This window comes from Pantoea sp. Acro-807 (assembly GCF_011752675.1).
GTDB classification, from domain to species: Bacteria; Pseudomonadota; Gammaproteobacteria; order Enterobacterales; family Enterobacteriaceae; genus Pantoea; species Pantoea eucrina.
This window is the reverse complement of sequence record NZ_VWXE01000001.1, coordinates 650,145-674,005: the sequence shown is the minus strand read 5'-3', so window position 1 is coordinate 674,005 and position 23,861 is coordinate 650,145. Positions and strand designations below refer to the sequence as shown.

Genomic DNA, 23,861 nt, shown 5'->3' with positions numbered 1-23,861 from the left:
TCTTATGCGCGCAGCGACATTTCCCGCGCGGCGTCGCGCTCGGCACTCTGCTGGCGCGCATGCTGCAACGCATCATAAGTGGGCAGATTGACGCTGATAATGTCCTGTTCGACCGCATCCAGCACCTCATCGTGCTGCTCCATATAATCATATCCTGCGTTCATGATCTCTCCTTTGCGCAGAGGCGTTTCTCATATCCTGTCCTGCAAAGATGACAGGTTTATGAAAATATAGCCTCTGCAGCGACCGCCGGTACGAAAATCAGAAGAACCCGAGCGGCTGTGTGCTGTAGCTCACCAGCAGATTTTTAGTTTGCTGATAGTGATCCAGCATCATTTTATGCGTCTCCCGCCCGATGCCCGATTTCTTATAGCCGCCAAACGCAGCGTGAGCCGGATAGAGATGGTAGCAGTTAGTCCAGACGCGTCCGGCTTTGATTGCTCTCCCCATACGGTATGCGCGGTTGATATCCCGCGTCCAGACGCCAGCGCCAAGCCCGTAAATCGAATCATTAGCAATGGCCAGCGCCTCCGCTTCATCTTTAAACGTCAGTACGCCGACCACCGGTCCGAAAATCTCTTCCTGAAATACGCGCATGCTGTTGTTGCCTTTCAGCAGCGTGGGCTGAATATAGTAGCCGCCGCTGAAGGCTTCGCCAATCTGCTCAACGTTACCACCGTGCAGCACTTCCGCCCCTTCCTGCTGCGCAATCTCAAGATAAGAGAGGATCTTATCAAACTGCTGCTGCGACGCCTGAGCGCCAATCATGGTTTCCGTATCCAGCGGATCGCCACGTTTAATGGTTTTGATGCGCTTCATCACGGCCGCCATAAAGGGCTCAAAAATCGATTCCTGCACCAGCGCGCGCGACGGACAGGTACAGACCTCACCCTGGTTCAGGAAGCCGAGCACAACCCCCTCGGCCGCTTTCTCAATAAAGCTCTCCTCCGCCTGCATGATATCTTCGAAAAAGATATTTGGTGATTTTCCGCCCAGCTCCACCGTGGACGGGATCAGGCTTTTTGCCGCCAGCTCCAGAATATGGCCGCCGGTCGCTGTTGAGCCGGTAAATGCGATCTTGGCAATGCCCGGATGCGATGCCAGCGCTTCGCCCGCCTCTTTGCCGTAGCCGTGCACCACGTTAATGACGCCGGGCGGGACCAGATCTTTGATCAACTCAACAAACAGCGTGATGGAAAGCGGCGTCTGCTCGGCTGGTTTCAGCACCACGCAGTTACCTGCGCCCAGCGCCGGTGCCAGCTTCCAGGCGGCCATTAGCAGCGGGAAGTTCCACGGAATGATCTGCCCCACCACGCCCAGCGGTTCATGGAAGTGATAGGCGGCCGTGAACTCATCGATTTCGGCGGCGCTGCCTTCCTGCGCCCGGACACAGCCGGCAAAATAGCGGAAATGGTCCACCGCCAGCGGCAGGTCAGCGGCCAGCGTTTCGCGTACCGGCTTGCCGTTATCCCAGGTTTCATTAACGGCGATATATTCCAGATTCTGCTCCAGGCGGTCAGCAATCTTCAGTAACACCAGCGAGCGCGCCTGCGGTGAGGTCTTGCCCCACTGCTCTGCCGCCGCCTGGGCCGCCGCGACCGCATTATCAACATCTGCCCGATCGGAACGCGGGAATTCGCCGATTGCGCTGCCATTAACCGGTGAGGTGTTGGTAAAATAGTGACCGTTAACCGGCGCAGTAAACTCGCCGTTGATAAAGTTGCCATACTGCGATTGCAGAGTGATCAGAGAACCCTGTTCTCCCGGAGCAGCGTAACGCATGGTATTTCCCCTTACAGAGCGAATGGAAGTTAACAACTTTTAAACTGTTGATTAACATTGCGCGATCGTTTTTAGCCTGTCAGGTCTGCAGGCGGGAAACTGTGAGCCGACGCGGGAAATCGGTGTTAAAGCGGGACAGAATCATTTGTGCCGGAATGTTCTGAGTTTGGCTTTTTTGCCGCGCTAAAGCGAAACCTGAGCGTTATCTGTGGTCAATACCCTGCAGACCACAGATTCAGGAGAGAAAGATGCTGGCTTCAGCCATGATGCTAATGCGGGCCAAAGCGAACTTTGTACAGCAGTTTATTCGCGATCCGCGCACAATCGGCAGCGTCACCCCTTCATCAGCGGCGTTATGCCGCTGTATGTGCAATGCGGTAGAGTGGGATAGCAGCCTGCGGGTGGCTGAACTGGGCGCCGGCGATGGCGTGCTGACCCGCCAGCTGCTGTCGCGTATGGTACCGGCCGCGCAGCTTGACGTGTTTGAAATTAATCCGCAGCTGGCAGCAGAACTGCGTCAGTGGCACGATCCGCGCATGCAGGTCCAGGCACACTCAGCGGAGCTGCTGCAGGGTGAATATGACGCTATTTTTTCCGGCCTGCCGCTGCTGTCGCTGCCTGCGGCCACGCGTCACACCATTCTGAGCGCGGTGCATAATGCGCTGGCGCCTCAGGGCGTATTTGTCCAGTTTCAGTACACCTCGCTCACCCGGCACGATCTGTCGCGCTATTTTGTCTGGCAGCGGCAGCGGGTGCTGAAAAACATGCCGCCCGCCTGGGTCTATCGCTGTCAGCGCTGCGACGCTTCCTGATCCCGGGGCCGTACCTGCTGCCAGAAGCGCTGCAGCAGCGTACGCGCCCAGTCAGTATCCCCCATTACCGCGCTATCCGGCTGTACGTCAGCCGGTGTACAGGCCGTCATGATCTCGCGACTGAACTCCGGATGAAACTGAACGGAAAATGCCTGCGGCGAGTAACGTAACACCTGACACGCATCCAGCGCTGAGCGCGCCAGAACCGTGGCCTGCGGCGGCGGGGCCAGTACCGACTGCCGGTGCGACAGCCAGGCGGAAAAGTGCGCCGGCAGTCCGTTCAGCCAGGCATCCGAAGCGGTCCGCGTCACGGTCTGCAGCCCGCGCTCCCAGCCGCGGGGATTATCGCCCACCTCACCCCCCAGCGCATACGCCATCAGCTGATGGCCGTAGCAGACGCCAAGCAGCGGCAGCTGCGCCTCTATTGCGCCGCGTATCCAGGCCGCAGTGCGCTCACTCCATCCTGCGTGGTCGGTTACCATCGCCCAGGAGCCGCTGAGGATCGCCCCGCTAATCTCCTGCCAGCCGGGAAGTGCGTCACCCCGGTGCGGACGCACGATAATATAGTCATCCGCCTGCAGCTGCAGCGCGTCAATAAACCACGCAGGCTGTTCGCCAATTTTCGCCACCACCTGCGGGGGCGGAACTTCAAGCTGTATTAATGCCAGGGGTAAAGTATAACGCTCCGTCATTGCCGGCATGCTCCTCTGCTGCGTCCGCTGTTAAGCTCTACTGTGACAGCAATTGCCAGCCGTGTCTTATGTTATTCCGCAACATGCTTATGCAGAAGCGGATGTCAGGATAGCGCTCAGATAATAGTATGTTGTAATTATAAGGTGGCGATTTTGCTGTTGAGTGCTAAACCGCCAGGTTGATGTGTCCTGTGCGGCAGGCTTCATGCCATTATTAAGCGTAAGTTCATTTTTCTGCGAAGGATAACAGCGTGGCCGTACGGCATTTTTTTCTGATTCTGTTTGTGGTTTCAATCTGGGCGTTTAACAACGTGGCGGTTAAATGGGGCCTTCTGGAGCTGCCGCCGCTGTTTCTGACGTGGATGCGCTTTGTCGTGGTCGCTCTGATCCTGGTGCCCTTTTGCCGTGTCACGCGCGCGCAGCTGCCGTGGCTCATCACCCTCGCGTTTACCTTTGGCTTTATGCATTTCTCGCTGCTGTTTGTCGGCATGCGCTATACCGATGCCGGTACGGCGGCTATCGTTGTACAGCTGGGCACACCCATTGCGATGCTGCTGGCGATGGCGATCCTGAAAGAGAAGCTGCGGCTGGTGCAGCTGTGCGGCATCGCTATCTCTCTGAGCGGCGTGGCCGTGCTCTCCGGCAGCCCGACTATCCCCGCCTGGTGGGTACTCTGTATCCTGCTGTGCAGCGCGTTTGGCTGGGCGGTCAGCAACATGATTGTCAAAAAGTCGCCGCCTATCAGTCCGCTGACGCTGACCGGCTGGATCTCATTCCTCGCCGTGCCGCTGGTTGGCGCTGCCTCATGGCTGACGGAGTCGAATCAGTTCAGCGCCCTTAAAGCAGCGGGCTGGCACGGCTGGTTCGGCATTCTTTACAGCGCTATCGCCTCTTCGATTGTTGCCTATACGCTGTGGTACGCCCTGCTGAAAAAATATAATGTTAATCTGATCATGCCCTATTCGCTGCTGACGCCGGTGCTGGCTGTCATCATGGGCGTGACGGTGCTGGGCGACAGCATGAACAGTTTCAAAGTATTTGGCGCATCGCTGGTGGTGCTGGGCACCGCCATTGCCGTGCTTAACCTGCGCAATCTGCGCATGCACGCACGTTTTCCGCGTCTGCGCCGGCGTTAGTCTCTCTTGGCTTAACCTGCATCCGCCGGAGTCTGCAGGCTTCAGCCGCACGTCACTGCTTGTTGTGCAGCTGCAGCGAACGCTTCCGGCAGCCGCCCCCTGCGGGGAGCGATTACGCCTGCGGCGTATCGTCTTCGCTCAGCTCATCATACATCGTCTGGATCGCCTCGCGGCTCAGCTCAGCCAGCGTGCGATAAAACGCCGTGGTGGCGTGCGCTTCAACTCTGCCGAGGAACGCACCGCACCACGGCAGCAGATAAGATTCAAACAGCGCACGCTGCGCGTCTGATTCATCTTCTGCAGACTGATCTTCCAGCCACGACGCCGCCAGCAGCAGTACGCCAAAGTGATCGGCAGGCGCGTCACTGAGCGGCATGCCGCGCGCGCTGAGAAACGCCCGGATCTCCGCTTCCGGCGCGCCTTCCGGCCACTGTGACGCGTAAGGCGGCACGCTGCACTCCTGACCGACAAACAGCGCGTTGTAATCCGCTGCCAGCGCCTGCGGATCGCTGCTCTGCTGCAGACGCGTCAGCAGCGCATCCTGCTCCAGCGGCCACTGTGCCTGCATTTTGCCTTCGCGCAGCAGCGTAAACAGCGGCATCAGCAGCGGATCCTGGGGCTGACGGTTAAACAGGGAGCCGATCACCCGGCAAAGCATAGAAAATTCATTCATCTGGCAGCATTCCTCACTACAACATTAAAAATCCAGTAATTCCGCGATCCGTTTACCGCTGCGCTGCTCCAGAAAGTCGAGCAGGCGGCGCGGCGTGACATTTAACACCCGATCTTCAGGGAAATCCACCTCGCGCGTAATGCGCAGGCAGTGCTCAAAATGCCCCAGCGTAAAGGCGGTATGGGAATCGGAGCCAAATGCCAGCTGTCCGCCCGCGTCACGCACCGCCTCCGCAATCGCGCGGCAGTTAGGTTCACTGCCCGGACGCGAATGGGTAAACGAGGAGTTATTGATCTCCAGCGCCACGTTGTAGTGGGCTGCGGCTTCGGCAATGGCGCGAATATCCACCGGGAATTTGGGGTTGCCCGGATGGCTGATGATATGCACCAGCCCGCCTGCCATCGCGGCGATCATCGCCTCGGTATGGTGTGCTTTATCGCGCGGCGTGTAGACCGGCTCGTGAAAGCCCGCCACGATCAGATCCAGGGCATCCAGCATCGGCCCGCTGCAGTCGATCTCGCCCTGCTGATTTTTAATGTTCGCTTCAATTCCGCGCAGGATCCCCACGCCGTCAATAACCCGCGGCCAGATACGCATATTAATGAAATGCCAGTGATGCGGCGCATCCGCCATATCGGGGCCGTGGTCGGTAATGGCAAATAGCTTCAGGCCGTTCTGTTTCGCCTGGGCGACATAGTCATGCAGCGTGCTGTAGGCGTGCGTGCTGGCAACGGTGTGCATATGCAGATCAACGGGATACATATTTTGCTCCTCTGAGATAAATTAATAGCCGCGCTGGCGATCCACGCGCCCCGGGGGCTGCTGCCCTTTTTCCAGCTGCTGAATGGCGCTGGCGATGGCGTCCATCGCCTGCTCCGGCAGCGTAATGGCGGCACTGTGTGGCGTGAGGGTAACGTGCGGATGCTGCCAGAGCGCATTTTCCGCCGGCAGCGGCTCCTGCTGAAAGACATCCAGCGCGGCGGCGGCAAGTTGCCCGCTGTTGAGCGCTGCCAGCAGGTCCGCTTCAACCACGTGCGCGCCGCGCGCCAGGTTAAGAAAGTATGCGCCGTGCGGCAGCGCGCGCAGGAAATCAGCGTTGATAAGATCGGTGGTTTCCGGCGTGGCGGGCAGCAGATCAATCACGACCTGGCAGCCGGCAAGGAAGTCGTGCAGCGCGGCGGCACCGTGGAAGGCGTGCACGCCAGGCAGGCTCTTCGGCGTGCGACTCCAGCAGCGCAGCGGGAATCCCCACTGCTGCAGGCTCTCCAGCACGCTGCGGCCCAGTACGCCCGCGCCAAGCACGCCAATGGTGAAGGCGTCGCGCGCCGGCAGCGGCAGCGGCTGCCAGCAGTGCGCCTGCTGCTGGCGCTGATAGTCAGCAAAGCGGCGATACCAGCCCAGCACGCACCAGTTCGCGTACTCCTGCATCTGCTGTGCCATGCCGGTATCCTCGAGGCGATACAGCGGCACCTGGGCGCTGAGCCTGTCAGGGTGCTGACGCTGCTGCTGCAGAAGTTCATCGACGCCCGCACCCATCGCGAACACTCCCTTCAGGCTTCGCTGCGCCAGCATCTCCACCGGCGGCGAACGTACAACGGCATAATCTGCACGGCCATTATCGCCTGGCTGCCACAGCCGGATTTCCGCGTCCGGCAGCCGCCGGCCGAGGCCCGTGAGCCAGCGCTGCGCGTCCATTGACGGGTGATACCAGATAATCTTCATACGCCTCCTTATTTTCTTTCAGCCTCCGGTAAACCGCGCGGCGGAGCAAGTAAAAACCGTCAGCGGCAACAATTTCCCACGTAATTACCCGGCAGCGCTTCACATTTCCATCGCCCTGCAGCGCCAGCCAGCACGATAGCGACTAAAGTTGGTTGAGTGGTCAATACGTTAGCGCACCACGTTTTCGGACAAGGAGAAAAACCGATGAGAAAAAATGTCATATTGATGCCCGCGCGCCTCTCTCTGCTGCTTACCACTGCCCTGCTGGCAACCAGCACGCTGGCCCATGCCGAAACCGGAAGCCGGATGCTGAGCCAGCAGCCGCAGCCGCCCGATGTACGCCTGGGGCCGCTCTTCAGCGCCGTGCAGAAAGCGCAGTTCTATCCCGATCAGAAAACCTTTGCTGACGCGATCCCGAAATACGATCCCGCCTCGATTCTCGCTGACTGGCAGATGCAAAAGAAGCAGCGCAATTTCGATCTCAAACGCTTCGTTGACATGAACTTTACCCTGCCCAAAGAGCAGGATAAATATGTACCGCCCGCCGGGCAGAGCCTGCGTGAACATATCAACGGTCTGTGGCCGGTGCTGACGCGCAGCACGCCTGATGCCAGCCAGTATGATTCACTGCTGCCGCTGCCGAAACCTTACGTTGTGCCGGGCGGACGTTTCCGCGAGGTCTATTACTGGGACAGCTATTTCACCATGCTGGGCCTGGCGGAAAGCGGTAACTGGGACCGCGTGCAGGATATGGTCGATAACTTTGCCACCGAACTCGATCGCTACGGGCATATCCCTAACGGCAACCGCAGCTATTATCTCAGCCGGTCACAGCCCCCGTTCTTTAGCCTGATGGTGGACCTGCTGGCCACGCATAAAGGCGATGAGGTTTACCGGCACTATCAGCCGCAGCTGCAGAAAGAGTATGACTACTGGATGGCTGACAGCGACAGCGTGGCGGCCGGTCACGCCAGCAAGCGGGTGGTAAAGCTCTCCGATGGCACCCTGCTTAATCGCTACTGGGACGCACGCGACGTGCCGCGTACAGAATCCTGGCTGGACGATGCGAAGACGGCAGAAAAAACCCCGGAACGTGACAAACCGCAGCTCTGGCGCGATCTGCGCGCCGGCGCGGCGTCGGGCTGGGATTTCAGCTCGCGCTGGTTTACCGATGCGCATAGTCTCGCTTCGATCCGCACCACAGCGCTGGTGCCGGTCGATCTCAACAGCCTGCTGTTTCATCTGGAGCAGACGCTGTCAAAATCAGCCAGGCTGGCAAAACAGGATGACCAGGCAAAAGCCTTTGCCGCGGCGGCAGAAAAACGCCAGGCCGCAATCAATCGTTATCTGTGGGATGAGAAACAGGGCTGGTATGCTGATTACGATTTCAGTAAAAAACAGGTTCACAACCAGCTAACGGCGGCCGCTCTTTTCCCGCTCTATATGCAGCTGGCCGGAGATAAACAGGCTGAACGTACCGCCTCTGCAGTTGAAAAACAGCTGCTTAAACCTGGTGGTCTGGTGACAACCACGGTCAATAATGGCCAGCAGTGGGATGCACCTAATGGCTGGGCTCCGCTGCAGTGGGTAGCGGTAGAGGGGCTGGAGCATTATAACCAGCCGCAGCTGGCACGACAGATTGGCCAGCGCTTTCTGCAAAACGTCCAGCAGACCTATGACAAAGAGCATAAGCTGGTAGAAAAATATGTGGTTGAGGGCGCGCAGCTGGGCGGTGGCGGTGGCGGCGAATATCCGCTGCAGGATGGCTTTGGCTGGACCAACGGCGTGACGCTGATGCTGCTGGATAAATATTGCCCGAAAGAAAAAACCTGTAACAGCGCCAGTGATATCCCTGATATGCCGGCGCTGCAGCGCGCGAATTAATTTCGCACCGGCTACAGCCGAAAAAAAACCGCAGCCCCGGGGCCGCGGTTTTTTTTATGCGGGCAGAATTAACTGCGCACTTTACGGTAGATAAACAGCACAACAATGGCGCCGATCACCGCGACAACAAAGCTGCCGAAGTTGAACCCGTCAACTCTGCCAAAACCAAACAGGGTACTGATCCAGCCGCCGACAACCGCACCGATAATACCCAGTACCACGGTCAGGATAAAGCCGCCGCCATCTTTACCTGGCATAATCCACTTAGCGAGAATACCGGCGATCAGACCAAAAATAATCCATGAAAGAATACCCATTTGTTGCTCCTTACGTTATGAATCAAGGTGTTCACTGCGATAAGTATAGACGGGATTTTTTTCCCTGCAGCGCGACTGCCGCTTTAATCATCAGCCAGCCGCTAAAGCTTCAGAGCGTTACGCCGATAATCGTCGCATAACGATGATATGCGCAGCAGCGGGGAGCAGGATGTGAAAGATGCCGATAACGAACAGTATCTCAAGCGGGGTACGTTAGCGGTCTTGAATGTGATGAGGGATCTGTCGCGCTACCAAACTCCGCTAATGGTGACCTTTAATCGCGGGCAGTTTATCAGCCGCCTGCTGGTTGCCGATGAGGAGTGCATCATTTTCGATCTGGGCAGCAATGCGCTGAGCAATGAGTGGGTGTTGGAGAGTCCCGACTTCAGCGTCTGCGCCGAAACCTACGGCGCCAAAATTGAGTTCACCCTCGCTGCCCTGACGCTGGTTGAATATGAAGGCTTACCCGCATTCAGCGCACCGCTGCCGGCGTGCGCCTGGCAAATCCAGCGCCGCGAATTTTTCCGCATCAACGCCCCGCTGGAGCCGGTTTTCTGGTGTTACACCCGGTGGCCGGACGGCAGCCCGGCGCGCTTTCGCCTGCAGGATCTTTCGCTGGGCGGGGTCGGGGTATTGCCGGAAGGGCCGCTGCCGGAGGGCCTTACCCGGGGGGATAAGTTCAGCCAGCTGCGGGTTGAGCTGGGCGAATTTGGTCAGTTTGAGGTCACCGCAGAGCTGCTGCATATTGGCGAGCGCAGCGTAGTCCGTAAAGGCGAAGCCTGCGTAATACCGCGGCTGAGCTTTCGTTTCACTGCCATTGAACCCGTGCAGGAGCGCCAGCTGCAGCAGGTGATCTTCGCGCTTGAACGGCTGGCACGCGATAAGGCGAGCCGCTTTCAGTAACTGCCGTTACGCCTGCAGGATATCTCAGACAGGCTATGCTTCTCCTTGCCCTTTATTTTAACCAGCGCCCGGCAAGGAGAAACTCCCCCATGGAAAACTGGCTTTCAGCCTCTGGCTGGCAACGCATTTTTCTTAATCAAACCGTCTGGATCAACAGCGCCATCATCCTCTTTGGCACCCTTATTGTCTGGTGGCTGTTGCGCACCGCTATCCGCTTTGTTTCGAATCGTATCGCCCGCTACAGCGAACAGCGCCATGTGCGCTTCACCGCCATTCTTGTTGAGATCCTGCGCAGCACCAGCCAGTCGCTGCTGCTGATCTTCTCACTGCTGATTTCGCTGAAGTTTGCGGACCTGCCGGCCAACTGGAGCGTGGCGATTGCCCACAGCTGGTTCCTCGCGCTGATTTTGCAGTTCACGCTGTGGATCGACTGCGGCATCCGTTTATGGCTGAAAAGCATGCTGCGCGATCCGCTGCACGTACGTAATCCGGTCACCACCGTGATCCTCGGCATTCTGCTGCGGGTAGTGGTATGGGTAATGATGCTGCTGGCGATCCTCTCCAACATGGGGATCGACATTACCGCACTGGTGGCCAGTTTAGGCGTCGGCGGTATCGCCATTGCGCTGGCGATTCAGACCGTGCTGAGCGATGTGTTTGCGTCGCTGGCGATCGGCTTTGATAAACCGTTTGAGCACGGTGATTTTATAGTTTTCGGCGATATCGCGGGTTCCATTGAGCACATCGGCCTGAAAACCACGCGTCTGCGCAGCCTCGGCGGCGAACAGATTGTCTGCTCAAACACCATTCTGTTACAGCAGACGATCCACAACTACAAACGGATGCAGCAGCGGCGCATCGTGTTTAAGTTCGGCATTAACTACGGTACGCCGGCGGAGAAAGTGCGGCAGATTGGCGGCATGGTGAAAACGATTATCGAAGGCGTGCCCGACACCCGTTTTGACCGGGCGCACTTTCTCTCGTTTGATGAGTCGCAGCTGACGTTCGAAGTGGTCTATTTCGTGCTGAGCGCGGATTACAATGTTTATATGGATATTCAGCAGGAGATTAACCTGCAGCTGATGGCGCAGCTGGAGCAGAAGCAGATCCGCTTCGCCTTCCCGATGCGCCGCGTCGAGTTTACCGGTGGGGTACTGCCGCGTATCAATCTCAGCGATGCGTCCAACGAAGCACCGGCACAGAGTGCGCAGCGCTAAGCTGCGCACCGCGCGCTAGCCAATTGTGCGGTAGGCGGTGGTCACTTTCCACAGATAGCGCGGTGCCTGCGCGGCCGGATGTTTGTTTTGCACGTGCTGGTAAAACTCATCCGGCGACATCGCGTTAATCATCGCAATGGCGCGGTCGCGGTCGCGTGAGAAGGTGCGCAGTAGCGCACCGGCTCCATTGGCATAGGAGACAATGGTGGCGTAGCGCAGCGTCAGCGGATCGCGGATACCGGCCAGCGCCGACTCCTGCAGAATACGCAGATAGGCGACCCCGATATCGATGTTTTTAGCCGGATCGCGCAGCTCGGCCGTTGAGGGCTGCCCGTGACGGCCCTGCACGCGATAGACTTCGCGCCCCGCCGTCGAGGCTTTGATCTGCATCAGACCCACCGCGTTAGAGCGGCTTACTGCAGCAGGATTACCGCCCGATTCGACACTGATAATGGCGCTGATTAACTTCTCATCAACGCCATAATGAGTGGCAGCATCTTCTGTAAACAGCGCCCAGGCATCATTAATTTTTGAGGGCGGAGCCTGAGTGAGAGGCGTATTGCGCTCAGGCACTCTGGGTTTTTCCGGTTCACTGGCACAGCCTGCCAGCAGTAAAGCAGAGAGCATAAGTAGTCGAAATTTCACTGTTTTTCAGGTTCCGCTATAAGAGAGGCGCAGGCTATCATAGCCATGACGGCCGGCAGTAAAATTACCGTTATTCTGAAAATGACAAAATTCATTTTGCTGTCGTGACGCCGTTCACGCAGTTTGTCACTATGCACACTTAAGCAGAGAGCAGGAAAAGCGCAATGCACCCAGCCCGTTCCTTTCGTTTAATCGCCCCTTCTGGCTATTGCCACAACCAGGATGCTGCCCGGCGCGGCATTGAGCGGCTTCAGCATGCAGGCCACCGGGTGGAGAATGGCGCAGTGGTTGCCCGCCGCTTTCAGCGCTTTGCCGGTACGGACGCAGAACGTCTGGCGGATATCAATGCGCTGGCTGCATCAGACCCGCTGCCGGACATTATTCTGGCAGTGCGCGGTGGCTACGGTGCGACCCGCCTGCTGGACAAGCTGGATTACCGCGGTATCGCGCAGCGTCTCAGCAGTGAGCCAGTCGCGCTGTGCGGCCACAGTGACTTTACCGCTATTCAGCTGGCGCTGCTGGCGCAGACCGGCCTGATAAGCTTCAGCGGCCCGATGCTGGCCGGTAATTTCGGCGCGGATCCCGTTTCAGCGTTTACCGAACACCATTTCTGGCAGGCCATTTCCTCTCCGGAACTGAGAGTAAACTGGCAGAGTGAAAGCCCGGACTGCGGCAGCTGGCAGGGCCGCCTGTGGGGCGGTAACCTGGCGATGATCTGCGCGCTGGTTGGTACGCCGTGGCTGCCGCAGATTGAAGGCGGCATTCTGGTGATTGAAGATGTCAATGAACATCCGTTTCGCATCGAGCGCATGCTGCTGCAGCTGCAGCAGTGCGGCATTCTGGCGCGTCAGCAGGCGATTATTACCGGTAGTTTTACCAGTACCTCCCTCAGCGCCTATGATAACGGCTTCGGTTTCGACACTGTCTGGCAGCGCCTGCGCGATGAGTATCAGCTGCCGGTGATAAGCGATCTGGCGTTTGGACATGCGCCTGATACCGTCACGCTGCCGCTGGGTGCGCATGCTACGCTTGATATGAGTGCCGGCAACGCGCGGCTCAGCATCACCGGACATCCGGTGCTGCGATAATATGACATGCAGGAGATCGCCCTCTGAAGCCGCTTTATGAAGACTTATGGATCTCCACACCGGAATTTCCCGCTGAAGAGACCGCTAATGACCTGATGATGCATGGCTTTATGCTGCGGCATCCGCGCGGCAACCTGCTGATTGGCCGGGTTGAGAATCCGCTTGATCATGAGTTTCTGGCAGAGGCGGGTGGCGTTATTCGTCACTATCTTACGCACTGGCATGAGGCGGCGCCGGGAGCACGGCTTATTCAGCAGCGCTTCAGCAGTGCGCTTTACTGCCACAGCCGCTCGCTGGGGCCGGTTAGCCTGGTGGTTGAGCCGGATGAAACCTTTACCCGCAGGGAGGTGCATTTTGGCGACTTCCATCTGCTGCCAACGCCCGGCCATACGCCGGGCAGCAGCAGCTATCTTTACCACTCTCCGCTCGGGCAGACCTATCTGTTTGTCGGCGACACCCTCACCTGCGACTACAACCGCTGGATCAGCGTGCTCAAGCCTGACAGTAATCCTGCCGAGCTGCAGCAGTCGCTGGAACTCTACCGCACGCTGCGACCCGATGTGGTGCTGATGAGCACCACGCGGGGTCACCTTTCATGGGTAAAGACTGATCTGTCCGGCTGGCTGGCAGCGATTGACGAAGCGGAGCAGTCGCCACTGGATCTGCGACAGCAGCCGCTGCTGTAGTCAGAGAGCTTTGGTGAGATAGTGGCGCTGATGATGGCGCGGATAGTTATTCAGGCTGAACCGGAGCTGATAACCCTGTTTTTCATAGAACGGACGCGCCTGAAAGCTTGCCGTATCCACCTGCGCATAGACGCAACCCCGCGCCCGCGCTTCGTTCTCTGCTGCCGTTATCAGCCGGGTGCCGGCCCCCTGCCCGCGCAGCGCGTCACTGACCCACAGCATGTCGATACGCAGCCAGTTACCGCAGGTTGATCCTGTCAGGCCTGCTATTTTTCCGCCATCTGCATCATGAATAAACACGCCCAGCACTTTGATCTCGCTGACGTCAATAAAGCGGCTGTTGAACGCGTTAAGACCCTGTCTGATATCGTCGAGATCCTGCGCAGTAACGCTGTCGGTAACGCTGAGTGACATGGTGTTGTTCCTGTCGGTGTTAAGAAGAGGCGTGCTGACGATCGTCATAACGATCGAGAGAGACGATGGCGGCATCGCGCTTCACTGAACGCTGACAGGGAACCAGTTTGTCGCTCTGCGCATAAACAAAAAAGGTTTCACCGCTCTCTTTATTGATGACCAGCCGGTCGCCGTTGCGGAACCGCGTGATGGCCACGCTGTCGCCCCCTTCAAGGTGGAAACGCTGTTGTCCGGCGGCCACCTGAAAATGCCGCTTCGGCCACATCAGCGTGCTGAGCCCGTAACTGGCGCGGGATACCGTCATCGTGGCCCGCCCCGGACAGGTGATCTGAAATTCACTTTCGCTCCATGCCGGCGCAATCTGACAGGCCAGCAGGCCCGCGGCTATAACCAGAATTTTCATGCTGTTTTTCGCCTGAGTGTGATGTAAAGGTTCGCAGGGTAACATAGCGGGAAGCAGATTAATGCATGGCGTGCCGTGCATCAGAGCGGGCGCGCCGAACATCTACATAGTAATAAAGCAGAAACAAAGCCGATATTGCATCGGCCTGAAGCTTACTCTGCGGCCACCTGAGCGGCCACCAGCATCAATGCCAGTCCGGCATCTTCTGGATCGAATTTATGCATCACATCGTGGATCGCCGTAACACAGTTTATGACCTGTTTTTTCTTATCGGCGTCCAGCTGATCTATCGCCTGCTGAAGAATCATTAAGCTGGCTTCTTCTTCTCTCATTCAATTACCCTGTCTTTTTCCTGTCTGGTGCACTGCGCTGGCAAGAATACCGTTTATCTGCTACCAAAGTCACCCCCTTACCTGCTTACCGCTTAACAGTTAAACAAAATGCAAATGGGAAGTGCAGCCAGACCTGCTATGCTCATATAAGCGATACGCGTTATCGTGCCACTGTCAGACAGGGAAAGAACCAGGAACAGGACCATGTTAAGACTGACTTATTTCATCATTATTATTGCGCTGACAGGCTGCAGCTCGACGCCAAAAGGGGTGGATTGTCCCGGTGAGGTGACCACGATTTATGGTCAGTCGCTGGGAAACACTCACGCCTGGATTTTTGATTTGGCGACCGCTTTTTCCGTCAGACGTGACAACGTCACGGTAAGCAGTGGCCCGCTCCACTCGACCGATCGCTTCCGCTATATCCCCTCTGCCATTACGACCGAAGGTTTTTATGCCCAGCGCCTGAGCGATAAACAGTTCCGGCTTATCAATCCTTACGAAAACACCATGATCACCTGGCAGTGTCCATAGCCCGTGCACCCCGCCGCGGGATAGTTTATTGTCAGGGTTTACGCTTGCGGCAGATACCGATAATGGAAAAGAGTCTCGATAATAACGGCTACATCGATTTCCCCTTCCCGGCCACCACCAATGAAGATGGCTCAGTGAATCCCTGCGGGTTTGATCTGACGCAGCAGCCCGAGCGGATCGACGAAATTAAAGCGGGTAATGATTCTGAAAATATGCGCCGACTGCTGGAAGAGGTGAATCTGCAGGAGGGACTCTTTATGACGCTCGCCTGCGATCGTCAGCAGCGTGAAGACAGCGTCTGCGGATTTATCGACATCGCTTTTCGTCCGGATGTACTGCATACGCATGATGAAGCTGAACAGCTGGAAGCACGCTTTGAGCACTACCTCGGCTGTCAGGAGAGTCAGCATGAGATGCCTGCCGGCTCGCTGGTCAACTATGCGCGCGCCGTGCTGGACTGGGGCTGGTCGCCGCTGCACCTGCGTCAGCAGCGCTATGAAAAAGTGACCGTCCGGTTTTACTGCCAGCAGCCCGAGGATGCTGAGTGGTGTTTTGATCATTTACGCCACTTCCTGGTGAGCTGGTACCCCTCCTGGCGCTGCCGTCAGGGGTAAACCGTTCCTGAACAAGCGTCGTTAAACAGAGATTGTTACATAACCTTTACCGCTGTCGGGTTGCCGGTCCGCCATTCTCTGACTACGCTGAAAGTGACATTCACCACTATCAGGGAGTCAACATGACTGACAAAGCGGAAGCAAAATTGAATGAAGCAGCAGGTGCAGTTCAGGAGAAATTTGGCGAACTGACGGGTTCTTCCCGTCATCAGGCAAAAGGTGCAGCACGGCGCTATCCGGCGCAGGCGAGCTATGCCGTACAGGATGCAGCTGATTGCGTGGTGAGGTCGGTCCGTGACAACCCGACTACGGGTCTGGCCGTGGCTGCCAGCATCGGCGTGATCGTCGGTTTCCTGCTGGGCCGCAAATAATCTGGTCAGCGGGGCCAGCCGGCCCCGCTGTTCCTGCGCTTACGCCGCCGCGCGTCGTGCTTTATAGCGCGCTACCATGGTACGCAGCGCCTGATAGATTAATCCCGCATACAGACTCATTACCACTGCCATGCCCGGCTCTTTTCCCTGCGCCTGCCAGGAGACAAACCACATAAACACGCCCCACAGCAGTGAAAAAAGTAGCCAGCCTTTCACAAACTTCACGATACCCTGCATAGTCTCTCCCCCGATACTGAGCGCTGACGATAGCGGCTTCTGCTGCAAAAGGCACGGCTATCCGGTTCAGGATGTTAACTGCTTCAAACTATGAGACTAGCCAGCGCGCAGATGGCACGGGTAATTATCTGATGCCGCTCGTCAGTCAGGCGGGCTTAGTGGTATAACTGCAGCCGGCAGTCAGCGGTGCTGAACTATTTTCTGACTGACACCGCAATTGCGCACGCGTCGCTTATCGCCCCGTACGGCTTTATGCTTGAATTCCCGCCACCCCGGACCGGCTACTGATTAACATGAGCTACTTCTATACATTCCAGAATTTTCTTGCCGGTGACACGGCGCTTGCGGCAACGGTCAGCCTGCTGCTGCTGGTCGCGGCGGCGATGATTGCGCACTTTATCTGTAAATTTTTTGTGGTAAAGGTGGTGCGTAAAGTCTTTTTCAGCGCGCATAAAAATCAGGTACCGCTGGATAAAGATGTCCGCCTGTCGGAAAAACTCTCTAATTTTATTCCGGTCATTATCGTCTACTATCTGCTGCAGTTTATGCCGGGTCTGCCGCAGCATCTGCAGATTGCGGTCAAGACCATCTGCGGCATTCTGTTTTTTATCTATCTTTCGCTGTTCTTTACGGAAGTGCTGGAGATCATCAACATCTCCTATACCAAAAAGTCGCGGCGTAAAAATCACTCGATTAAAGGCTATATCCAGATCGGTAAGATTCTGGTGCACATCCTCTCTGCGATCATGATCCTGGCAATTATGTCGAATAAATCGCCGGTGATTATTATTTCCAGTCTGGGTGCGGTGGCGGCCGTTCTCATGCTGGTATTTCAGCACACGCTTCTGTCGCTGGTGGCCAACATTCAGGTTTCATCCAATGATGTGCTGCAGCTCGGTGACTGGATTGAGATGCCGGATAACGGCATCAGTGGTGAGGTCATCGATATTGCGCTGCACACCATTACTATTCGCAACTGGGACAACACGCTGTCGCGCATTCCCACGAAGAATTTTCTGACCGAAACCTATACCAACTGGCAGGCAATGTTCTCCTCCGGTGCGCGGCGTATCATGCGCAGCTTCTATCTTGACCAGACCTCAATTCGCTTTCTGGACTATGAGCTGGTGCAGCAGATGATGCAGATACGCGGGGTCAGTGAGCAGCTTTCCGTGCTGATGGATGGACGTGAACCCAGCGCGCCAGGCGACCGCTGGTTTGCCGAAAATGGCCTGACTAATCTGACCATATTTCGTAAATATCTGACCGCCTGGCTGACGCAGCGCGATGATATTAAGAAAGATATGTATATCGTGGTACGGGCACTCAAACCCTCACCCGAAGGGCTACCGGTTGAGGTCTACTGCTTTACCTCTTCCGTCATGTGGGCTGATTACGAAGATTCACAGTCAGCGATATTTGAGTATATCTATGCCATCGTCGGACAGTTCGCCCTGCGGATTTATCAGCATCCGGGCGGCCACGATTTCTGGCGCCTGTCGCAGGCGCGCGATGAGACGCTGCGTCAGAGCGATACAGCAGGCGAATAAAAAACGGGAGCCAGTGGCTCCCGTTTTGCACTCTGCCTGAAGCAGATTACATGTTGCTGATGATCGCGTCGCCAAACTCTGAACATTTCAGCAATTTAGCGCCATCCATCAGACGTTCGAAGTCATAGGTCACGGTTTTAGCCGCAATTGCGCCTTCCATACCTTTGACAATCAGATCAGCCGCTTCAAACCACTCCATGTGACGCAGCATCATCTCAGCAGACAGGATCACTGAACCCGGGTTCACTTTATCCTGACCCGCATATTTTGGTGCAGTCCCGTGCGTGGCTTCAAACAGCGCGCACTCGTCACCGATGTTTGCGCCAGGTGCGATACCGATACCACCAACCTGTGCCGCCAGGGCGTCAGAGATGTAGTCGCCGTTCAGGTTCATACAGGCAATAACGTCATACTCTGCCGGACGCAGCAGGATCTGCTGCAGGAAAGCATCTGCAATCACATCCTTGACGATGATCTCTTTGCCGGTATTTGGATTGTTGAATTTCATCCACGGGCCACCGTCAATCAGCTCACCACCAAACTCCTCTTTCACCAGCTGGTAGCCCCAGTCCTTGAAAGAACCTTCGGTGAACTTCATGATGTTGCCTTTATGAACCAGCGTCAGCGAATCACGATCGTTAGTGATGGTGTATTCTAGCGCCGCACGGACCAGGCGTTTGGTACCCTCTTCCGAGCACGGCTTCACGCCGATACCGCACTGCTGCGGGAAGCGAATTTTCTTCACGCCCATCTCTTCACGCAGGAATTTGATCACTTTATCCGCTTCCGGCGTACCCGCTTTCCATTCGATACCGGCATAGATATCTTCGGAGTTCTCACGGAAGATCACCATATCGGTCTCTTCCGGACGTTTGACCGGGCTTGGCGTGCCTTTGTAGTAGCGTACCGGACGCAGGCAGACGTAAAGGTCCAGCTCCTGACGCAGTGCCACGTTCAGCGAGCGAATACCGCCGCCAACCGGGGTGGTCAGTGGGCCTTTGATGGCAACGCGGTACTCTTTGATTAAATCCAGGGTTTCCTGCGGCAGCCAGACATCCTGGCCGTAAAGTTCTGTTGATTTCTCACCAGTAAAGATTTCCATCCAGGAAATTTTACGCTCGCCGTTGTAGGCTTTCTTCACGGCAGCATCAACCACTTTCAGCATGACCGGGGAAACGTCAACGCCGATACCATCACCCTCAATGTAAGGAATGATTGGGTTATGCGGGACATTCAGTTTGCCCTGATCAAGGGTGATTTTCTGACCTTCTGCCGGAACAACTACTTTGCTTTCCATTAACCTCTCCTTCGAGCGATTTTTTGTTAATGATTTGTAAGATGCGGGTCAATACTACTTGAATATTTCCCCTACGCCAATCACCGTAATTTCGCGTTATAATGCGCCGATTGTTACTTACTGCAAAGCTCATGCGAAAAACATCTCAGAAAATTCACCCACCTAAACGCACCGCGGCGTCACGCCACGCTGCGCGCCGCCCGGCACGTCCCGTCGGCCCGCGCCGCGTGATTTTATTTAACAAACCCTTTGATGTGCTGCCGCAATTCAGCGACGACGCCGGGCGCCGCACGCTGAAAGATTTTATTCCGGTCAGCGACGTCTACGCGGCAGGCCGTCTGGATCGCGACAGTGAGGGGCTGATGCTGCTGACCAACGATGGCGCGCTGCAGGCGCAGCTTACTCAGCCCGGCAGGCGCACGGGGAAAATTTACTTTGTTCAGGTCGAGGGCGTGCCGCAGGAATCAGATTTATCCCGGCTGCGCAGCGGCGTTGAGCTTAACGACGGCATAACGCTGCCGGCAGGTATCGAAGCGGTCAGTGAGCCGGAGTGGCTATGGCCGCGCACGCCACCAGTGCGCGAACGCAAAACCATCCCCACCAGCTGGCTGAAAATCACCCTGTATGAAGGGCGCAACCGGCAGGTACGACGCATGACGGCGCATATCGGTTTCCCGACCCTGCGCCTGATTCGCTTTGCGCTGGGAGAGCATCAGCTTAATGGGCTTGCTCCCGGCGAGTGGCGCGATATCAGCGCTGAGTTTCAATAACCGCAGGTTAATCAGAGCGAGCGAACGATGTTTAAACCTCATGTAACCGTCGCCTGTCTGGTACAGGCGCAGGGTAAACTGCTGGTGGTTGAGGAGCGTGTCGCCGGACGCGTGACCTGGAATCAGCCAGCGGGCCATCTCGAAGCGGATGAGACGCTGCAGGAAGCGGCGCTGCGCGAGCTGTATGAAGAGACCGGCATCCACGCAGAGCTGCACTATTTTCTTGGCGTGCAGCAGTGGATTGCGCCGGATAATACACCTTTTGTGCGGTTTCTCTTTGGTGTTGATCTGCCAGCGCCGTGCGTGACCACGCCGCTCGACAGCGATATCGATTGCTGCTGGTGGCTAACACCCGAGCAAATTCTTACGTCCGATCAGCTACGTTCGCCGCTGGTCGCGGAGAGCGTGCGGCTGTGGCAACAGGGCGTGCGCTACCCGCTACAGCTGGTGGCGCCGTTTAACTGGCCGTTTCACAAGGGTGCGCATACCGTGACTCCATGATAGAATGCGCCGCCTGTTTTACTGTAATCAAGAGTGCGTCATGTCTGACAACAGCCAGAAAAAAGTAATCGTCGGAATGTCCGGCGGCGTCGATTCTTCCGTTTCCGCGTGGCTACTGCAGCAGCAGGGCTACCAGGTTGAAGGCCTGTTCATGAAGAACTGGGAGGAGGATGACGGCGAGGAGTATTGCACCGCCGCAGACGATCTGGCTGATGCACAAGCCGTGTGTGACAAGCTCGGCATAAAACTGCACAAAATTAATTTTGCCGCTGAGTACTGGGACAATGTGTTCGAGCATTTTCTCGACGAATATAAGGCGGGGCGCACGCCTAATCCCGATATTCTCTGCAATAAAGAGATCAAATTTAAAGCCTTTCTTGAGTTCGCTGCTGAAGACCTCGGCGCAGATTATATCGCGACCGGCCACTATGTGCGTCGGGCCGACGTGGCGGGCAAAAGCCAGCTGCTGCGCGGACTCGATGGCAATAAAGATCAGAGCTATTTCCTCTACACCCTGAGCCACCAGCAGATCGCCCAGAGCCTGTTTCCGGTCGGTGAACTGGAGAAGCCGGAAGTGCGCCGCATTGCCGAAGAGCTGGATCTGATTACCGCAAAGAAAAAAGATTCTACCGGCATCTGCTTTATCGGCGAGCGCAAGTTTCGCGATTTCCTCGGCCGTTACCTGCCTGCGCAACCGGGCGAAATTGAGACGGTCGAGGGTGAAATTGTCGGTGAGCATCAGGGGCTGATGTACCATACGCTCGGTCAGCGCAAAGGTCTGGGCATTGGCGGCCGCAAAGAGAGCAATGACGATCCCTGGTACGTGGTGGACAAAGATGTCGCACGTAACCGGCTGATTGTCGCCCAGGGCGGCGACCATCCGCGCCTGATGTCTGTGGGCCTGATTGCCCAGCAACTGCACTGGGTCGATCGTCAGCCGGTGACCTCCCCGCTGCGCTGCACGGTTAAAACCCGCTACCGCCAGAGTGACATCCCGTGTGAAATCCTGCCGCTTGGCGACGATCGCATCGAGGTGCGTTTCGATGAAGCGGTTGCAGCGGTGACGCCGGGCCAGTCTGCGGTGTTCTATCTGGATGACGTCTGTCTCGGTGGCGGTATTATTGAGCAGCGTCTGCCGCTGCCTGAGGCGTAAAACGGCGCCGCTGATTTTTCTGCAGGAGTAGAGCGTGGCTAAAAATTTTTATGATATTACGCTGGCGCTGGCGGGCATTTGCCAGGCCACACAGCTGACGCAGCAGCTGGCGCATCAGGGCCAGTGCGACAGCGCGGCGCTGCAGGTATCCATACGCAGCCTGCTTGATCTCAATCCCGCCTCCACGCTGGCGGTATATGGTAATGACGAAGCCAATCTGCGCACCGGTCTGGAGACCTTGATGGCAGTGCTGAACAGCGGCAGCCGTCAGGGTGCCAGTGCGGAAGTGACGCGCTACACGCTGGGTCTGATGGTGCTGGAGCGCAAGCTCAGCGGCAACAAAACCGCGCTGGCGGCGCTGGCACAGCGTATCGGCCAGCTCGATCGTCAGCTGGCGCACTACGGTCCCGAATCTGACACCATTACCAGCGCCATGGCGGGCATCTATGTCGATATCATCAGCCCGCTGGGCCCGCGCATTCAGGTTACCGGCTCACCGCAGGTGCTGCAAAATACTCAGGTACAGAACAAAGTACGCGCGGCGCTGCTGGCGGGGATCCGTTCAGCGGTGCTCTGGCAGCAGTGTGGCGGTGGCCGCCTGCAGCTGATGTTTTCGCGTCAGCGCCTGCTGAATGAAGCCAAAGCTATTTTATCCCGGCTGGGTCCGGCGTATTAAACGCTGCCCTGCCCTCATCTGTTAACGTTTCAGGAGTTGCACTGATGGAATTATCCTCTCTGACCGCCGTCTCACCCGTTGATGGCCGTTACGGCGATAAAGTCAGCCCGCTGCGCGCCATTTTCAGTGAGTTTGGTTTACTGAAATTCCGCGTGGAAGTGGAAGTTCGCTGGTTACAGAAACTGGCTGCGACCGCAGAGATCAGGGAAGTTCCTGCATTTGATGCTGACGCAAACGCTTTCCTTGACGCGATTGTCAGCAATTTTGATGAAACTGACGCTGCACGCATCAAAACCATAGAGCGCACTACGAATCACGATGTCAAAGCGGTTGAATACTTTCTGAAAGAGAAAGTGGCTGATGTGCCTGCGCTGCAGGCGGTCTCTGAGTTTATCCACTTCGCCTGCACCTCTGAAGATATCAATAACCTCTCCCATGCGCTGATGCTGGAAACCGCACGCCGCGACGTTATCACGCCCTACTGGCAGAAAATCATCGCTGCGGTGAAGGGACTGGCGCAGGAGTATCGCGATATTCCGCTGCTCTCCCGTACGCACGGCCAGCCCGCTACCCCTTCAACCATGGGTAAAGAGATGGCCAACGTCGCCTACCGCATGGAGCGGCAGCTGCGTCAGCTGGGCAACATTGAGGTGCTGGGCAAAATCAACGGCGCCGTCGGCAACTACAACGCGCACATCGCTGCTTATCCGGAAGCGGACTGGCATCAGATCAGCGAAGAGTTTGTCACCTCGCTTGGCATTACCTGGAACCCCTACACCACGCAGATTGAGCCGCACGACTACATTGCAGAGCTGTTTGACTGTATCGCGCGTTTCAACACTATCCTGATCGATTTTGATCGCGATATCTGGGGCTACGTTGCACTGAACCACTTCAAACAGAAAACCATCGCGGGCGAAATTGGCTCCTCAACGATGCCGCACAAGGTCAACCCTATCGACTTTGAAAACTCTGAGGGTAATTTAGGTCTGGCAAACGCGGTACTGCAGCATCTCGCCAGCAAGCTCCCGGTGTCACGCTGGCAGCGCGATCTCACCGACTCAACCGTTCTGCGCAACCTCGGCGTCGGCGTCGGCTATGCCCTGATTGCCTATCAGTCCACGCTGAAGGGCATCTCAAAACTGGAGGTGAATCGCGATCGCCTGCTGGATGAGCTGGATCACAACTGGGAAGTGCTTGCCGAGCCGATTCAGACCGTGATGCGCCGTTACGGGATTGAAAAACCCTACGAAAAGCTTAAAGAGCTGACGCGCGGCAAGCGCGTGGATGCGGCGGGCATGCAGGCCTTTATCGACAGCCTGGCGCTGCCGGAAGAGGAGAAAGTGCGCCTGAAGCAGATGACCCCGGCTAACTATCTGGGCCGCGCGGTGCAAATGGTCGATGACCTGAAGTAATTCCGCCTGCACAGGCGCGCACCGCGCGCCTGTTGCG

At 56.8% G+C, this 23,861-nt stretch carries 29 protein-coding genes; 16 read left to right on the top strand and 13 right to left on the bottom strand.

Annotated elements, in window-relative coordinates; translation table 11 throughout:
• Positions 1 to 2: 2 nt before the first annotated feature.
• Positions 3 to 164 (bottom strand): hypothetical protein, encoded by a 162-nt coding sequence (locus tag F3J39_RS03260; RefSeq protein WP_158086449.1) that lies wholly within the window; start codon positions 162 to 164, stop codon positions 3 to 5.
• A 97-nt stretch (positions 165 to 261) separates the two neighbouring features.
• Positions 262 to 1,782, bottom strand: coding sequence for an aldehyde dehydrogenase family protein (locus F3J39_RS03255; protein WP_039383936.1), 1,521 nt, complete (start codon positions 1,780 to 1,782; stop codon positions 262 to 264).
• Positions 1,783 to 2,030: 248 nt separating this feature from the next.
• Between F3J39_RS03255 and F3J39_RS03250 the strand changes: the two genes are divergently transcribed.
• Positions 2,031 to 2,594: a methyltransferase domain-containing protein gene (locus tag F3J39_RS03250; protein ID WP_039383934.1), complete on the top strand. Its 564-nt coding sequence runs from the start codon at positions 2,031 to 2,033 to the stop codon at positions 2,592 to 2,594.
• Here the strand turns inward: F3J39_RS03250 and F3J39_RS03245 are convergent.
• Positions 2,573 to 3,286, bottom strand: a complete 714-nt coding sequence (locus F3J39_RS03245; RefSeq protein ID WP_039385809.1) for a glutamine amidotransferase — start codon at positions 3,284 to 3,286, stop codon at positions 2,573 to 2,575. The two genes, F3J39_RS03250 and F3J39_RS03245, sit on opposite strands and share 22 nt — an antisense overlap.
• 251 nt (positions 3,287 to 3,537) lie before the next feature.
• Here F3J39_RS03245 and F3J39_RS03240 point away from each other — a divergent pair, with 251 nt between their 5' ends.
• Entirely contained in the window at positions 3,538 to 4,422 is an 885-nt protein-coding gene (locus F3J39_RS03240) for an EamA family transporter (RefSeq protein WP_071668913.1), read from the top strand.
• Between the two features lie 112 nt (positions 4,423 to 4,534).
• Here F3J39_RS03240 and F3J39_RS03235 read toward each other — a convergent pair whose 3' ends face one another.
• From F3J39_RS03235 to ghrA, 3 genes are read right to left on the bottom strand one after another with little or no spacing between them, the layout of a single operon-like run.
• Entirely contained in the window at positions 4,535 to 5,095 is a 561-nt protein-coding gene (locus F3J39_RS03235) for a molecular chaperone (protein ID WP_166713826.1), read from the bottom strand.
• Between the two features lie 24 nt (positions 5,096 to 5,119).
• Positions 5,120 to 5,857, bottom strand: coding sequence for a phosphatase (locus F3J39_RS03230; RefSeq protein WP_094111804.1), 738 nt, complete (start codon positions 5,855 to 5,857; stop codon positions 5,120 to 5,122).
• 21 nt (positions 5,858 to 5,878) lie between these two features.
• Positions 5,879 to 6,817, bottom strand: a complete 939-nt coding sequence (gene ghrA, locus F3J39_RS03225; RefSeq protein ID WP_108569262.1) for a glyoxylate/hydroxypyruvate reductase GhrA — start codon at positions 6,815 to 6,817, stop codon at positions 5,879 to 5,881.
• Between the two features lie 204 nt (positions 6,818 to 7,021).
• Here ghrA and treA point away from each other — a divergent pair, with 204 nt between their 5' ends.
• On the top strand, positions 7,022 to 8,701 hold the full coding sequence (gene treA, locus F3J39_RS03220; protein ID WP_166713825.1) for an alpha,alpha-trehalase TreA: 1,680 nt from the start codon (positions 7,022 to 7,024) through the stop codon (positions 8,699 to 8,701).
• Between the two features lie 68 nt (positions 8,702 to 8,769).
• Here the strand turns inward: treA and F3J39_RS03215 are convergent, their stop codons facing one another.
• Positions 8,770 to 9,018, bottom strand: a complete 249-nt coding sequence (locus tag F3J39_RS03215; protein ID WP_039383925.1) for a GlsB/YeaQ/YmgE family stress response membrane protein — start codon at positions 9,016 to 9,018, stop codon at positions 8,770 to 8,772.
• A gap of 171 nt (positions 9,019 to 9,189) precedes the next feature.
• On the opposite strand from F3J39_RS03215, the gene F3J39_RS03210 reads away from it, so the two are divergent.
• Positions 9,190 to 9,921: a flagellar brake protein gene (locus F3J39_RS03210; protein ID WP_071668912.1), complete on the top strand. Its 732-nt coding sequence runs from the start codon at positions 9,190 to 9,192 to the stop codon at positions 9,919 to 9,921.
• An 89-nt stretch (positions 9,922 to 10,010) separates the two neighbouring features.
• Complete coding sequence (locus F3J39_RS03205) at positions 10,011 to 11,138, top strand: mechanosensitive ion channel family protein (RefSeq protein WP_039383923.1); 1,128 nt, start codon at positions 10,011 to 10,013, stop codon at positions 11,136 to 11,138.
• 15 nt (positions 11,139 to 11,153) lie between these two features.
• Here F3J39_RS03205 and emtA read toward each other — a convergent pair whose 3' ends face one another.
• Entirely contained in the window at positions 11,154 to 11,783 is a 630-nt protein-coding gene (gene emtA, locus F3J39_RS03200; RefSeq protein WP_082032656.1) for a membrane-bound lytic murein transglycosylase EmtA, read from the bottom strand.
• 164 nt (positions 11,784 to 11,947) lie between these two features.
• Between emtA and ldcA the strand changes: the two genes are divergently transcribed.
• Positions 11,948 to 12,871: a muramoyltetrapeptide carboxypeptidase gene (gene ldcA / locus F3J39_RS03195; protein WP_104084781.1), complete on the top strand. Its 924-nt coding sequence runs from the start codon at positions 11,948 to 11,950 to the stop codon at positions 12,869 to 12,871.
• Between the two features lie 23 nt (positions 12,872 to 12,894).
• Positions 12,895 to 13,557 (top strand): MBL fold metallo-hydrolase, encoded by a 663-nt coding sequence (locus F3J39_RS03190; RefSeq protein ID WP_094111809.1) that lies wholly within the window; start codon positions 12,895 to 12,897, stop codon positions 13,555 to 13,557.
• Here F3J39_RS03190 and F3J39_RS03185 read toward each other — a convergent pair whose 3' ends face one another.
• From F3J39_RS03185 to F3J39_RS03175, 3 genes are all read right to left on the bottom strand, one after another.
• Positions 13,558 to 13,971: a GNAT family N-acetyltransferase gene (locus F3J39_RS03185; RefSeq protein WP_039383918.1), complete on the bottom strand. Its 414-nt coding sequence runs from the start codon at positions 13,969 to 13,971 to the stop codon at positions 13,558 to 13,560.
• 19 nt (positions 13,972 to 13,990) lie between these two features.
• Entirely contained in the window at positions 13,991 to 14,374 is a 384-nt protein-coding gene (locus F3J39_RS03180; RefSeq protein ID WP_039383917.1) for a hypothetical protein, read from the bottom strand.
• Positions 14,375 to 14,526: 152 nt separating this feature from the next.
• A complete protein-coding gene (locus F3J39_RS03175) occupies positions 14,527 to 14,706 on the bottom strand; it encodes a hypothetical protein (RefSeq protein WP_094111811.1) in 180 nt (59 codons plus the stop codon).
• 204 nt (positions 14,707 to 14,910) lie between these two features.
• Between F3J39_RS03175 and F3J39_RS03170 the strand changes: the two genes are divergently transcribed.
• The 3 genes from F3J39_RS03170 (at position 14,911) to F3J39_RS03160 (ending at position 16,225) form a co-directional block, all read left to right on the top strand.
• Positions 14,911 to 15,240, top strand: coding sequence for a hypothetical protein (locus tag F3J39_RS03170; RefSeq protein ID WP_039383913.1), 330 nt, complete (start codon positions 14,911 to 14,913; stop codon positions 15,238 to 15,240).
• Between the two features lie 62 nt (positions 15,241 to 15,302).
• Complete coding sequence (locus tag F3J39_RS03165) at positions 15,303 to 15,854, top strand: hypothetical protein (protein WP_071668751.1); 552 nt, start codon at positions 15,303 to 15,305, stop codon at positions 15,852 to 15,854.
• Positions 15,855 to 15,976: 122 nt separating this feature from the next.
• A complete protein-coding gene (locus tag F3J39_RS03160) occupies positions 15,977 to 16,225 on the top strand; it encodes a CsbD family protein (RefSeq protein ID WP_065649559.1) in 249 nt (82 codons plus the stop codon).
• A 39-nt stretch (positions 16,226 to 16,264) separates the two neighbouring features.
• Here the strand turns inward: F3J39_RS03160 and F3J39_RS03155 are convergent, their stop codons facing one another.
• Complete coding sequence (locus F3J39_RS03155; RefSeq protein ID WP_039383907.1) at positions 16,265 to 16,462, bottom strand: DUF6404 family protein; 198 nt, start codon at positions 16,460 to 16,462, stop codon at positions 16,265 to 16,267.
• A 293-nt stretch (positions 16,463 to 16,755) separates the two neighbouring features.
• Between F3J39_RS03155 and F3J39_RS03150 the strand changes: the two genes are divergently transcribed.
• Complete coding sequence (locus tag F3J39_RS03150; RefSeq protein WP_039383905.1) at positions 16,756 to 18,012, top strand: mechanosensitive ion channel domain-containing protein; 1,257 nt, start codon at positions 16,756 to 16,758, stop codon at positions 18,010 to 18,012.
• 46 nt (positions 18,013 to 18,058) lie between these two features.
• Here the strand turns inward: F3J39_RS03150 and icd are convergent, their stop codons facing one another.
• A complete protein-coding gene (gene icd, locus F3J39_RS03145) occupies positions 18,059 to 19,309 on the bottom strand; it encodes an NADP-dependent isocitrate dehydrogenase (RefSeq protein ID WP_039383903.1) in 1,251 nt (416 codons plus the stop codon).
• A gap of 110 nt (positions 19,310 to 19,419) precedes the next feature.
• Here icd and rluE point away from each other — a divergent pair, with 110 nt between their 5' ends.
• From rluE to purB, 5 genes are read left to right on the top strand one after another with little or no spacing between them, the layout of a single operon-like run.
• The gene (gene rluE, locus F3J39_RS03140; RefSeq protein ID WP_113655503.1) at positions 19,420 to 20,079 is read left to right on the top strand and encodes a 23S rRNA pseudouridine(2457) synthase RluE; all 660 of its coding nucleotides are present in this window, start codon (positions 19,420 to 19,422) and stop codon (positions 20,077 to 20,079) included.
• Positions 20,080 to 20,106: 27 nt separating this feature from the next.
• On the top strand, positions 20,107 to 20,580 hold the full coding sequence (locus F3J39_RS03135) for an NUDIX hydrolase (RefSeq protein WP_039383899.1): 474 nt from the start codon (positions 20,107 to 20,109) through the stop codon (positions 20,578 to 20,580).
• Between the two features lie 40 nt (positions 20,581 to 20,620).
• Entirely contained in the window at positions 20,621 to 21,733 is a 1,113-nt protein-coding gene (gene mnmA / locus F3J39_RS03130; protein WP_039385800.1) for a tRNA 2-thiouridine(34) synthase MnmA, read from the top strand.
• Positions 21,734 to 21,767: 34 nt separating this feature from the next.
• On the top strand, positions 21,768 to 22,409 hold the full coding sequence (hflD, locus tag F3J39_RS03125; RefSeq protein WP_039383897.1) for a high frequency lysogenization protein HflD: 642 nt from the start codon (positions 21,768 to 21,770) through the stop codon (positions 22,407 to 22,409).
• 44 nt (positions 22,410 to 22,453) lie between these two features.
• Complete coding sequence (purB, locus tag F3J39_RS03120) at positions 22,454 to 23,824, top strand: adenylosuccinate lyase (RefSeq protein WP_039383895.1); 1,371 nt, start codon at positions 22,454 to 22,456, stop codon at positions 23,822 to 23,824.
• Positions 23,825 to 23,861: the final 37 nt, after the last annotated feature.